We start from the raw sequence: 11895 nt of genomic DNA on the forward strand, positions 1-11895 counted from the left end.
TGTTCGCGGTTGTAGATCGGGACGCCGATTTGTCTCGGGCGGACACGGCGTTCTTCAGGCCCGAGGCCGTCACGCGAGCCATAACCGAGCGGACCATCGAGGCGCCGCGGCGCGCCCCCGGCGAATCCATGCGGCTCGTCCCGTCCGCCGGACGCGGCAAGGGCTCTAAGAGCCTCTAACAAAACCACTTTGCAACGAAGCGCCATGTGATGAGGGCGGCTGCGAAGGTGGTGAGTGCGATGTGGATGTCGGCCCGGCGCTCGTAGCGGATGGCGAGGCGCCGGAACTGGGCCAGCCAGGCTAGAGGCTTGTTATGGAGTGTCCTGGAGGGATGCGTCATCTGGCGAGGGATGAGGACTAGTCGCAAGGCGTATCCGTCGGACGTTTGGGATGAGGAGTGGGCGCTTGTTGCGCCCTTTCTGACGCTCCTGCCCGCGGAGGCGGGGCAGCGCGAGCATTGCCTGCGCGAAGTGTTCAACGGGCTGCACTACATCGTGACGACGGGTGCGCCCTGGCGCTGGATGCCCAACGATCTGCCGCCCTGGGCGGCGCTCTACCAGCAGGCGCAGCGCTGGCTTGCAGCCGGCGGCTTCGAAACGCTGGCCGAGGATCTGCGGGCGGTTCTGCGCCTTGCCGCGGGCCGCAAGCCCCAGCCGAGTGCGGCGATCCTGGACAGCCGGACGCTTCGCTCCTCGCCCGAGAGCGGGACGAGGGCCGGCTATGACGGGGCCAAGCGTAAGAAGGGCTCCAAGCTGCACCTGGCCGTCGACACGCTCGGCCATCTCCTGGCCCTTCACGTCACGCCGGCAAACGCCGAGGATCGCGGCGAGGTCGAGCGCCTGGCCAAGGCGGTGCAGGCATCGACCGGGCAGAGCGTCGACCTGGCCTATGTCGACCAAGGCTACAGCGGTGCGCGAGCCGCCTCGGCGGCCAAGACGCACGGCATCGATCTGGAGGTGATCAAACTGCCGGACGCCAAACGCGGTTTCGTGCTCCTGCCACGGCGATGGGTGGTCGAGCGCTCGTTCGCCTGGGCCACCCGCTTTCGCCGTCTCGCAAAGGACTATGAGCGATATGCAAGCACTCTGGCAGACCTGCACGTCGTCGCATTCGCCTGCATCATGCTCAAACAGGCCGCCACGCTCGCAACCGGTCCATAACAGCCTCTAGGCTCAGGACCTATTAATTTGGTTTGATGCGTGATTCAGTTGGGCACTAAGGGAGTGTCTGATGGGCGAGTTGTTCCTGTTGAGCGAGCGCCAAATGGCGCGGATCGCGCCGCACTTTCCGCTGGCGCACGGCGTGCCGAGGGTGGACGACCGGCGGGTGGTGAGCGGGATTGTCTACGTCATCCGCAACGGCCTGCAATGGAAGGACGCGCCCACCGGCTACGGGCCGCACAAGACGCTCTACAACCGCTTCATCCGCTGGTCGCGGCTGGGGGTCTTCAACCGCATCTTCGCCAGCCTTGCCGGTGAAGGTCCAAGGCCCGAGCGCATCATGATCGACGCCACGCACCTGAAGGCGCACCGCACCGCGGCCAGCCTTCTCAAAGGGGGGATGTTCCCCGCCGTATCGGACGCACGAAAGGCGGCCTGAACTCCAAGCTGCATGCCATCTGCGACGCACAAGGCCGCCCGCTTGTCATGACGCTGACCGAGGGCCAGGCCAGCGATTATCGCGGCGCCCGCCTGATGCTGCCCCATCTACCGCCAGCCCGCAAACTGCTGGCAGACAAGGGCTACGACGCCGACTGGCTGCGCGAGGCGTTGAGCGAGCGCGACATTGCGGCCTGCATCCCCTCACGTGCCAAGCGCAGGAATCCCGTCCCGCACGACGCCACGCTCTACAAGCAGCGCCACAAGATCGAGGTCATGTTCGGCAGGCTTAAAGACTGGCGGCGCGTCGCCACGCGCTACGACCGATGCGCACACACCTTCTTCTCCGCCATCTGCATCGCCGCCGCCGTCATCTTCTGGCTCTGATCAATGAGTCCTGAGCCTAGGCAGTTTGAGGCGGAGGCCGTTCGCCTGGTGGAGACGAGGGGGCGCACGCAGCGCGAGATCGCCGAGGATCTCGGCATCGACTATCGACATTGCGGCGCTAGCTAAACAAGCGCCGGGAGCGTGATCTGGAGGTACCGCCCCCAAGCGCCATGAGGACATGGCGGCCGAACTAAAGCGGCTGCGCCGCGAGAACGAGATCCTTCGCCAGCAGCACGAGATCCTGAAGATGGCCGCGACTTTTTCGCCAAGGAGGGAAGTCGATAAGGTTCCGTTTCATCGATGCGGCGAAGAAGGAGTTCCCTGTCCAGCGCCTATGCAAAATCCTCGGTGTCAGCCCAAGCAGTTACTTCGCCTGGCAGAACCGCTCGGCCTGTCACCGTCATCGTACCGACCTGATGCTGCTCGCGCATGTTCGCGCGGCCTGCATGCCTTCCCGGTCGCGCCGAACCTGCTTGACCTGAACTTCGCTGCAACCGGGTCGAACCAGAAGTGGAGTGCCGACATCTCCTACGTTTGGACCCAGGAGGGCTGGTTGCATCTGGCCATCATCATCGACCTGCTCGCCCGACTCTCGTCGGCTGGGCCACCAGCGACCGCCTGCACAAGAAACTGGCCTTGTCGGCCCTGCGCCGAACCATCGCTTTGCGCCGGCCTACCGCCGGCCTCATCCATCAAGCGGACCGCGGCAGCCAATACTGCTCCTTGGAGTACCAGATCGTAGTGCGCCGGCACAGCATTCGGATTTCGATGTTGGGCAAGGCAAACTGCTTCGACAACGCGATGGTCGAGACCTTCTTCAAGACGCTGAAAGCCGAACTCGTCTGGCGCACCGTCTTCTACGGCCGGGCCGCGGCTACCGCCGCGATCGGCCGCTACATCGATGGCTTCTACAATCCCATCCGGCGACATTCGACGCTCGACTTCACCAGCCCGCTTCAGTTCGAGAAACAGGCCGCGTAACATCAAAATCGCTCTCCACTTTCCCGGGCAAGTCCAAGCGAGTGTTGCGGCAGGACTGTCGAGATCACGAGCGCGGCCAGCGTCGGTTCTCGCCCAACAATGCGTTCCGCCTCGCGTCGCAACTGCGCCCAATACATGTCGATCCGCGCATGCAAGGCTGCGTCGGCAATCACCCCCGCCGCAGCGGGCGTGAAGGCATCCAGGACTGTGGGCATATTCGTCATGGCTACCCTCCGGTTTCGGTGCCTCGGGCCCCTAGGAGCGGCAGAAGTGTTCGGCCCTGCCGCTCGATCTCGCGGAGATACGGCGTGTCGGACAGGATGAAGTGCGACACGCCGAGGGCGCGGTAGCGGTTCAGGGACGCCGCGACCTCCTCGGCCGATCCGACGAGCCAGGTCGTCCCCGCCCCCCCGCCGCCGTAGCGCCCCGGCGCGGTGAAGAGGTTGGTGTCCAGAACGTCGCCCCGCGCCTGGAGGTCGAGAAGCCGGCGCTGGCCGACCGCCACCTCGCCGCGATGGTCGTGCCAGCCGGCCCCGTCCGTCCGCGCCATGTCGGCCACCTTGGCTTCGGCGTCCCTCCAGGCCTCGCCGCTCGTCTCCCGCACCAGCGTCGTGATGCGCAGGCCGAACTCCAGCGGCGCATGCCGCCGGCCGACCGTGTCGCTGAGCGCGCGCAGGCGCGCGATGCGCTCCGCGACGTCCGCCAGCGGCTCGCCCCAGACGAGCTGGACGTCGGCCTCGGCGGCGGCAACGCGCTCAGCCGCTTCTGACGCGCCACCGAAGTAGAGGGTCGGATGCGCCCTACCCTCGCGGGCCACCGGCTTGGGCGCCAGCGTCGAGCCGGTGAGCGTAAAGTGGCGGCCGTCGTAGGAGACGCCGTCCTGCGTCCACAGGCGCCGGAGGATCTGCATGAACTCCTGCGTGCGCTCGTAGCGCTTCGCCTTGTCGAACTCGCCGTCGCCGTAGGCGGCCGGATCGTCGATCCCCGACACGATGTTGACGCGCACGCGCCCGCCGGTCAGGTTGTCGAGCGTGGCAAGGGCCGAGGCCGCGAGCGCCGGCTGCCAGTAGCCCGGCCGGATCGCCACCAGCGGCTCGAAGCGCGTCGTGCGCGCGGCCAGCGTGGCCGCGACGGTGAACGTGTCCGGCCGTCCCCAACCCGTACCGAGGAGAGCGCCCGTCCAGCCGTTCCGCTCGATCGCCTCGGCCTGCGCGACCAGCGTGTCGAGGCTGTTGTGGTCGGCCGCCGCCGTGTCGCCGCGATGGCCCGCGACCGACTGGTTCGGGATGTACCAGAGGAATTCGCTCGGCCCGTTCATCGCTGCTGCCCCCATCGACGCACCGTCACCCGCTCGAGGCTGGCGAAGACGAGGTTCTCGACGAGGAGGCCGATCAGGATGACGAGAGCGAGCCCGGCGAAGACGTTGTCGGTGTAGAGCTCGTTGCGGTTCTGGAAGATGTACCAGCCGAGCCCGCCGCGCCCGGACGAGGCGCCGAACACGAGTTCGGCGGCGATCAGCGTGCGCCAGGCGAAGGCCCAGGCGATCTTCAGGCCCGACAGGACGGACGGCAGGGCCGCCGGCAGCAGGATCCGGACGACGTATCGCCAGCCCTTCAGGCCGTAGTTGCGCCCGGCCATGCGCAGCGTTTCGGGCACGGCCTGGAAGCCGGAGAAGATCGACAAGGAAAGAGGCCAGAGCACCGAATGCACCAGCACGAAGATCAGGCTGTTCTGTCCGAGCCCGAACCAGAGCAGCGCCAGCGGCAGGAGCGCGATGGCGGGGAGCGGGTTGAACATGGCCGTGAGGGTCGACAGGAGGTCGCGGCCGATCTGGGTCGAGACGGCGAGCGTCGTGAAGACGAGCGCGAGCAGGATGCCGAGCGCATAGCCCTGGACCAGCACGAGGAGCGAGATCCGCGTGCGCTCCAGAAGCTCGCCGCTGGTCATGCCGGAAACGAAGGCCCTGGCCGTGGCGCCGAAGGTCGGCAGCAGCAGCGGGTTGCCCTGCCAGCGCGCGACCGCTTCCCAGACCAGGATCAGCACCGCCACGATCAGCGCCTTGCGCAGCCAGCCCTGGCTCCAAAGGCGCTCGGCGAGCGGCAGCCGACGCTCGACGACGGTCTCGGTGAACGGCGGCAGGTCGCGCTCGTATTCGGGCCGCACGGGAGGGTCGAGGGCTAGGCTCACCCGGCGCCCTCCTCGCTCGCGACCGTGCCGGCGCCGTCGTCGAACAGGAGGCGGTGGATGCGCCGGCTGGCGGCCTGAAAGGTCTCGCCGCCGAGGCTGTGCAGCCCCCATTCGTGCGCGTTGATCTCGGCCCGGACGCGGCCCGGACGCGGCGACAGGAGCGCCACGCGGTTGCCGATCACCAGGGCCTCCTCGATCGAATGGGTCACGAACAGCAGCGTGAACCGCACCTCCTCCCACAGGCCGAGGAGTTCCTCCTGCATCCGCCGGCGCGTCAGCGCGTCGAGCGCGGCGAAGGGCTCGTCCATCAGGAGCACCCGTGGCTGCATCGCCAGCGCGCGGGCGATCGCCACGCGCTGCTTCATGCCGCCCGAGAGCTGGTGCGGGAAGGCGTCGGCGAAGGTCGCGAGCCCGACCTTGTCGAGATAGTGCCGCGCCCGCTCTCGCGCCTCGCGCCTGCCCAGGGCGCGCGAGGCGACGAGCGGAAAGGCGACGTTGTCGAGGACGCTCTTCCAGGGCGGGAGCTGGTCGAACTCCTGGAACACCACGATCCGGTCGGGGCCCGGTTCGCTCACGCGCCTGCTGTCCAGGACGATCTCGCCCTCAATCGGCAGGATGAAGCCCGCGATCGACTTCAGGAGCGTCGACTTCCCGCAGCCGGAGGGGCCGAGCAGCACGAAGCGGTCGGCGCGGTGGATGTCGAGGTCGATCCGATGCGTTGCGCGCACGACGCGCTCCGGCGTGCGGTATTCGAGCGAGACGCCCCGCACGGCCAGAAGCGGCTCGCCGGCCGGCGCCGGCGATCCGTCGACCGGGAAGACCGGGGCGGCGGGGGTGGGACCCGGAACCTCGGCTTGACGGAAGGGCAGGATGCGGACCGAGCTCACGAGCCGCCCGCCACGCGCGGATCGTCGAAGAAGTAGTCGGCGAGCGCCGTCGGCTCGTTGCGGATGGCGCCGACGCCGTGCAGGAACCGGCCGAGGCCGAGCGTGTTCTCCGGCGCCACCTTGAAGGTCACCTCGGGGTTTGTGATGATGTCGAGCAGGAGCTTGCGATCGACGTTGCCGCCAGCCACCTTCAGATAGATGTCCGCCGCCGCTTCCGGGTTGGCCGTGATGAACGCCGCCGCATCGTCGAGCGCCGCGACGAAGGCGGCGTAGGTCTTGGGGCTCTCGTCGCGGAAGGCCTCCGTCGCGTAGAGGACCGTGGACGAGGCCGGCCCGCCCTGCACGTCGTAGGATTTCAGCACGATGTGGGCGTTCGGATTGCCCGCCAGTTCCTGTTCCTGGAAGGGCGGATTGCCGAAATGGGCGGTGATCTCCGTGCCGCCGGAGATGATCGCCGCCGCCGCCTCCGGGTGCGGCACGGCGACCGAGATCGCGTCGAGCTTGTCGAAGGCCTCGTTGCCCCAGAGCTTGGCCGACGCCCATTGCAGGATGCGCGACTGCACCGACACGCCGACCGCCGGCACCGCGATACGGTCCTTGTCGGTGAAGTCGGCGATCGTCTTCACGGCCGGGTTGTTGGAGACGAGGTAGTAGGGAAAGTTGCCGAGCGAGGCGACGCCCTTCACGTTCTGCGAGCCCTTGGTCCGGTCCCAGAGCGTGAACAGCGGGCCGACGCCCGCGCCGCCGATGTCGACGCTTCCCGAGAGCAGCGCGTCGTTCACCGCCGAGCCGCCGGAGAGGCGGATGAACTCGGCGTCGATGTCGAGCCCCGCCTCCTTCCCGTGCTTCTGGATCAGCTTCTGATCCTCCACCACGTTGAGCAGCAGATAGACGATCCCGAACTGCTGGGCGATGCGGATCCGCCCCTCCTCCGCGAGACTCGGAGCGGCGGACGCGGCAAGGGTCGCAAGGCCGAGCCCGGCTGCGACGATGGTTCGAGTCAGATAGGATGTCATGCGGAACGTTCCCGAGGATCGAAGGGCGTCGGATCGCGAATGCCGCGCAGACGGAGCGGGCATCCGGCGAACGCCTCCTCGGCGCCGCATCTCTATAGTGGCGATGTAGATTGATATCGCAAAGCGGAAAGGGATCGGCGGAACGGGCAGGAGCGGTTAAATCGTCCGCGTCCGACCGATTGCGTAGAACGCGATACCTGGACGGCCGTCCTCACTCGATGTCCGTGCGATCGCCTCGCTGCAGAGGCCAACGCGGCGCAGGGCCATCCCGGCCGTAGCGCTAAGCCGTTGGGTCGGCAGCGAGGATGCCGGTACTTCCGTGCGCTATCCGCATCTCTTCCCGCAGCCACAGGCGAAAGGCGGCGACGTGGCGCTCCGCCCGATCCGATGCGCCCGAGACGAAGTGATACGCGGTCTCCAGCGTTTGAACCTGACCGAATGGAGAAACGAGCCGTCGGGCTTCCAGTTCAGGCTCCGCCAGACGCAGCTTGCCGAGCGCGATACCCTGCCCTGCCAGGGCGGCATCCAGAACCAGGGAGGGGCTGCCTAATCTGACCACGCGCGCGAGATCGCCCTGCGGCACTCGGCCGGTTCCCATCCAGTGCGCCCAGTTCGAGTGCCGGGGATGCCGTTCCGCGCCGTCCTCCTGCAGCAGCGTCACATCGGACAGGCTCCGTACGTCGCCCTCCGAACGGAGGCGTTCGGCAAAGGCAGGCGTACAGACCGGTAGGATCGCCTCGCCGAACAGGCGCTCGGCCCGCGAACCGGGATGATGGCCGGCCCCGTAGACGATCGCGCAGTCCGCCTGCCCGTCCTCGATGACGGCTGAATCGTTCGTCGCTTCGATGCAGATCCTCAGGCGTGGCATGGCTTCTCGGACGCGGTCGAGGCGCGGCATCAGCCATTTGGCCGCGAAGGAGGGCGTAGCCGCCACCCGCAACGTTGCCTCGTCTCTGTGCGCGACAAGGTGGACGAAGGCCTGCTGGAAGTGGTCGAACGCTCTGTCGAGATGCGGCAGAAGGAGGATCGCCGCCTCCGTCAGCTCCAGCCGTCCGCGGGCACGCCTGAACAGGGGCTGCTGCAGATGCTCTTCCAGGAGCCGCACCTGCTGCCCCACCGCTGCGGGGGTCACGTGCAGTTCACGCGCTGCGTCGGAGAAACTGTGGTGCCGGGACGTGACGACGAATGCACGAAGCGCCGTCAGTGGGGGAAGCCTGGCCAGACTGAGCGAAGGCGAGGTCGTAACGTGGCTCATCGTCTATCCGTTTGTTCCAAGGTCAGGCGACACGGCGCTCGCTCGCTTCCCAAGCGCGATGGTCGGCCCACGCGCCCACGTCGAAATCCCTCTCGATGAAATCCCACTCCAAGAGGAAGTCCTTGAAGCGTCGGACGGCGTCGAGAAGGTCGGGGCGAAGCGAAAGACCGAGGTTCCGATGAACGTCCGCACCGTTCGCGGCCAGAACCGCCTCTTCGCTGGCGTGACTCTCGCGCGCGATAAAGCGGCGCGTTTCCTCGGGATGCCCGGCCGCCCAGTCTCCGGCCTGCACGATGATGCCGATCAGCCGCCGCACGAGATCCGGCCGCTCCTCCGCGAGCCGATCGTCCACCGTCAGGATGCGGGGTGAGCCGGAATTGATGCGCACGGCCGGGTCGGGGTGGAATCCGAATTTTGACACCGCGATCGCGCCGATCAAGTTGGCTGCGGCGACGCCGGCCGTGCCCTTGACGAAGACGGCATCCACCTTCCCGCGGAGCAGTGCTGCGCATTCATCGCCGAAAGCGAGACGTCGCGGCAGACCGAAGAGCGATGGCCCCTCCTGATCGCTCAAGACGGTGTCTTCGTGAACGAGATCGACGAGCTCCACGCTGGTTCGATCCACCGCTTCGAGCTCGAGCGCCGTCACGAGCCCCTTGATGGCCGTGGCGCGCATGAAATCGACGATGCCCTCGGGCCGGCGCGGAACGCCGAACCGCTTGCCTGCAAGATCGGACGCGGACCGGATCCCCGATTGGGGCAATGCGATGATTGCCTGAAATTCGTCCGTCCAGGTGATGCCGACGAGGCGCGTCGGTCGGCCGTCGGAGCGTGCCCTGATGGGGGGAACGTTTCTGGCCTGCCCCCTGAAAAGTGGTCCTCCGTGAAGTAGGCTTTTGAGCCTTTTTGGAGGATGCCGAGAATGCCGAGGAAGAAGCCGAGCCCGGAAGAGATCGTCGCCAAGCTGCGGCAGGTGGACGTTCTCGTGTCGCAGGGTCGCCCCGTTGCCGAAGCAGTGCGCACGATCAGCGTGACGCCGTTCACCTACTACCGCTGGCGCAAGGAGTATGGCGGGCTGAAGGTGGACCAGGTGAAGCGGCTGAAGGAGCTGGAGAAGGAGAACGAGCGGCTGCGCAAGGCGGTCTCCGATCTGACGCTGGAGAAGCTGATCCTGAAGGAGGCCGCCTCGGGAAACTGGTGAGCCCCTCCCGCCGTCGCCAATGCATCGAGCACGTCATGAAGAAGCATGGCGTGAAGGAGCGTTTGGCGTGCCGCGTCCTGGGGCAGCACCGATCGACGCAGCGCAAGGCGCCCAAGGGGCGATCTGACGATGCGGCGCTGACGGCCGACATCATCGAGCTGGCGACGCAGTATGGACGCTATGGATACCGCCGGATCACGGCCTTGCTTCGCGAGGCTGGCTGGCTTGTCAACATGAAGCCGGTGGAGCGGATCTGGCGGCAGGAAGGTCTGAAGGTGCCGGCCAAGCAGCCCAAGCGCGGTCGGCTCTGGCTGAACGACGGCTCGTGCGTGCGGCTTCGGCCCGAGCACCCCAACCACGTCTGGTCCTATGACTTCGTGGAGGATCGCACCCACAACGGCCGCAAGTTCCGCATGCTGAACATCGTCGATGAGTTCACCCGCGAATGTCTGTGCATCCGCGTCGATCGGAAGCTGAGATCTTCGGACGTCATCGACGTCTTGTCGGATCTGTTCATCCTGCGTGGTGTGCCGGGTCACATCCGCTCCGACAACGGTCCGGAGTTCATCGCCAAGGCGGTTCGCGAGTGGATCACCGCGGTCGGCACCAGAACGGCGTTCATCGAACCCGGCAGCCCATGGGAGAACGGCTACTGCGAGAGCTTCAACTCCAAGCTCCGCGATGAACTCCTGAACGGTGAGATCTTCTACAGCCTGGCAGAGGCCCGCATCGTCATCGAGAGCTGGCGCCGACACTACAACACCAAGCGTCCACACTCGAGCCTGGGCTACCGTCCACCCGCTCCAGCCGTCGTGCCGTGGCCGGCTGCGCCACCCCAACCCGCTTCGCCGGCCACCTCAAACGTCGCCGACAAGCCCACCATGCATTAGATTTGAACCGGGCCACCTAACGGGGGCAGGCCACGAGGAGACCAGCCGCGAAGAGGGCGTCGAAGTTGTCGAAGGGAAAGTCGCCGGTCGCGTCGTGGTGGGCGGCCGTCCTGGCAAACTCGCGTCCGAGAAGCTCGGCGCGTGCGAGGATCGGACCGAAGTCCACGCGCGGCGGATCGCGGTCGTGCCGCATCAGTTTCGCAGTCCCGCCTGCTTCATCAGCGGCAGCACGTCCGAGCCGAAAATCTCCAGATCCTCCTTGAAGTCGAAGAAGCTGAGCTGCAGTCCGTCGATCCCCGCCTTCTTGAGTCCCGCGAACTGCTCCACGATCTGCTCGGGCGTGCCGACGAGATAGATGTTGCCGCCGATCTGCGCGTAAGGGTCCGTCCGACCCTCGCGCCCCTTCCAGGCGTGCGCATCGCTCTCGAAGCTCTTGAACCCGTTCGGGCTGCGCTTGTCGGTTTGGGCGACGATGCGGTCAGCGAGGTCCCAGGCCTCCTTCTCGGTCGGACGGGCGATCACGAGCGGATTAATCAGCGTGCGCACCTCCCGCCCGACCTCGCGGGCGCTGCGTTTGACCTTTTCCGTGTGGGCCGGAAGCGCCTCCAGCGTCGAAGCGATGTCGGAGCCGGCCGGGCTGGTGATGAAGACGATGTCGGAATAGCGCCCGGCAAAGGCGATGCCGGCGTCTGACCCGGTCGCATTGACGAGGATCGGCCGCCCGTAATGCGGCTTCGGCGACACGTAGCCCCCCTGCATCCGCCAGGAAGACTGTCCCTCGAAGGTGAAGTTTTCCTCATCCTGCCAGAGGCGCTGCAGCACCTCGACGAACTCGGCGGCCAGTTCGTAGCGCCTGTTGTGCTCGATCCGATTCCAGCCGAACATCTCATGCTCCACCGCCCTGTGGCCGGTGACCACGTTGATGCCCCAACGCCCGTTTGAGATGTGATCGAGCGTCGCCCCGAACTTGGCCAGATGCAGCGGATGCCACGGGCCGTAGAGGACGTGCATCGTCGAGATCAGCATGATCCGCTTCGTCATCGCGACGAGTGCGGCGATGGTGGTGAAGCTGTCGAGCGCCTGCCCGTTGAAGACGCCGCCGTAGCCCCCCTTGGGCAGCCACTGGCTGAGCGCGAAGACGAGGTCGAAGCCGAGTTCCTCCGCGCGCAGCACGAGATCGCGGTTGTAGTCGAAGCGCCAGTCGGTCGAACGCGGCAACGTCGAGTTGGTCCATCCGCCTGCCTGGATCGGCAGGAACAGGCCCAGCAGGATCGGCTGCTCGCGGAGGGCGCGAGACAAGGGGCTTTCGGCGAAGTCGGTCGGGCCAACGAAGCGGTCGAGCCCCACAAGCGATCCGGGAGCGTGGGAAATCGCCATGCGTGATCCTTGAATCATGCGCTGCAGGACGACGGCGGTCCTGCGCCGCAGCGTCGACCTTCGATCAAACCAGACTGCATAGTCTACAAAATCAGTCAATTTATCGGGTGCGGAGA

At 66.6% G+C, this 11895-nt stretch carries 11 protein-coding genes and 3 pseudogenes; 4 read left to right on the forward strand and 10 right to left on the reverse strand.

Features of this window, described 5'->3' with window-relative positions; genetic code table 11:
* Nucleotides 1-175: 175 nt before the first annotated feature.
* Nucleotides 176-307 (reverse strand): annotated as a pseudogene (locus tag FZN60_RS06390) (IS5/IS1182 family transposase); the annotation flags it as partial.
* Between the two features lie 43 nt (nucleotides 308-350).
* Between FZN60_RS06390 and FZN60_RS06395 the strand changes: the two are divergent.
* The 3 genes and pseudogenes from FZN60_RS06395 (at nucleotide 351) to FZN60_RS06405 (ending at nucleotide 2966) form a co-directional block, all read left to right on the forward strand.
* On the forward strand, nucleotides 351-1160 hold the full coding sequence (locus FZN60_RS06395) for an IS5 family transposase (RefSeq protein WP_158872278.1): 810 nt from the start codon (nucleotides 351-353) through the stop codon (nucleotides 1158-1160).
* 70 nt (nucleotides 1161-1230) lie between these two features.
* Nucleotides 1231-1985 (forward strand): IS5 family transposase gene (locus tag FZN60_RS06400; RefSeq protein ID WP_422570082.1). Its coding sequence is split into 2 segments (ribosomal slippage): nucleotides 1231-1563 and nucleotides 1566-1985, totalling 753 coding nucleotides; the frame shifts between segments, so codons are not numbered across the junction.
* Between the two features lie 3 nt (nucleotides 1986-1988).
* Nucleotides 1989-2966: pseudogene (locus tag FZN60_RS06405) on the forward strand (IS3 family transposase).
* A gap of 2 nt (nucleotides 2967-2968) precedes the next feature.
* On the opposite strand, the gene FZN60_RS06410 reads toward FZN60_RS06405, so the two are convergent.
* The 7 genes and pseudogenes from FZN60_RS06410 to FZN60_RS06440 all read right to left on the reverse strand — a co-directional run.
* Nucleotides 2969-3190, reverse strand: coding sequence for a serine acetyltransferase domain-containing protein (locus FZN60_RS06410; protein WP_158872281.1), 222 nt, complete (start codon nucleotides 3188-3190; stop codon nucleotides 2969-2971).
* A 2-nt stretch (nucleotides 3191-3192) separates the two neighbouring features.
* Nucleotides 3193-4284: an LLM class flavin-dependent oxidoreductase gene (locus FZN60_RS06415; protein WP_158872283.1), complete on the reverse strand. Its 1092-nt coding sequence runs from the start codon at nucleotides 4282-4284 to the stop codon at nucleotides 3193-3195.
* The gene (locus tag FZN60_RS06420; protein ID WP_158872285.1) at nucleotides 4281-5153 is read right to left on the reverse strand and encodes an ABC transporter permease; all 873 of its coding nucleotides are present in this window, start codon (nucleotides 5151-5153) and stop codon (nucleotides 4281-4283) included. Before FZN60_RS06420 ends, FZN60_RS06415 begins: the two co-directional genes overlap by 4 nt.
* Nucleotides 5150-6040 carry an ABC transporter ATP-binding protein gene (locus FZN60_RS06425; protein WP_422570083.1) on the reverse strand — a complete coding sequence of 297 codons (891 nt, stop codon included), beginning with the start codon at nucleotides 6038-6040 and terminating at the stop codon, nucleotides 5150-5152. The genes FZN60_RS06420 and FZN60_RS06425 overlap by 4 nt, the downstream gene beginning before the upstream one ends.
* Nucleotides 6037-7056: an ABC transporter substrate-binding protein gene (locus tag FZN60_RS06430; protein ID WP_158872287.1), complete on the reverse strand. Its 1020-nt coding sequence runs from the start codon at nucleotides 7054-7056 to the stop codon at nucleotides 6037-6039. Before FZN60_RS06430 ends, FZN60_RS06425 begins: the two co-directional genes overlap by 4 nt.
* Nucleotides 7057-7336: 280 nt before the next feature.
* Complete coding sequence (locus FZN60_RS06435; protein WP_158872289.1) at nucleotides 7337-8311, reverse strand: LysR substrate-binding domain-containing protein; 975 nt, start codon at nucleotides 8309-8311, stop codon at nucleotides 7337-7339.
* Nucleotides 8312-8333: 22 nt separating this feature from the next.
* A pseudogene (locus tag FZN60_RS06440) lies at nucleotides 8334-9206 on the reverse strand (ABC transporter substrate-binding protein); the annotation flags it as partial.
* Nucleotides 9207-9233: 27 nt separating this feature from the next.
* Here FZN60_RS06440 and FZN60_RS06445 point away from each other — a divergent pair.
* Nucleotides 9234-10402, forward strand: a protein-coding gene (locus FZN60_RS06445) for an IS3 family transposase (protein WP_158872291.1) whose coding sequence is annotated in 2 segments (ribosomal slippage) — nucleotides 9234-9498 and nucleotides 9498-10402 — 1170 coding nt in all. Because the reading frame shifts where the segments join, the coding sequence is not laid out codon by codon here.
* 16 nt (nucleotides 10403-10418) lie between these two features.
* Here FZN60_RS06445 and FZN60_RS06450 read toward each other — a convergent pair.
* Together FZN60_RS06450 and FZN60_RS06455 are read right to left on the reverse strand one after the other, a co-directional pair.
* A complete protein-coding gene (locus FZN60_RS06450; protein WP_158872293.1) occupies nucleotides 10419-10595 on the reverse strand; it encodes a hypothetical protein in 177 nt (58 codons plus the stop codon).
* Nucleotides 10595-11779 (reverse strand): LLM class flavin-dependent oxidoreductase, encoded by a 1185-nt coding sequence (locus tag FZN60_RS06455; RefSeq protein WP_158872295.1) that lies wholly within the window; start codon nucleotides 11777-11779, stop codon nucleotides 10595-10597. Before FZN60_RS06455 ends, FZN60_RS06450 begins: the two co-directional genes overlap by 1 nt.
* Nucleotides 11780-11895 lie beyond the last annotated feature (116 nt).

The organism is Antarcticirhabdus aurantiaca (assembly GCF_009765365.1).
Taxonomy (GTDB): domain Bacteria; phylum Pseudomonadota; class Alphaproteobacteria; order Rhizobiales; family Rhizobiaceae; genus Antarcticirhabdus; species Antarcticirhabdus aurantiaca.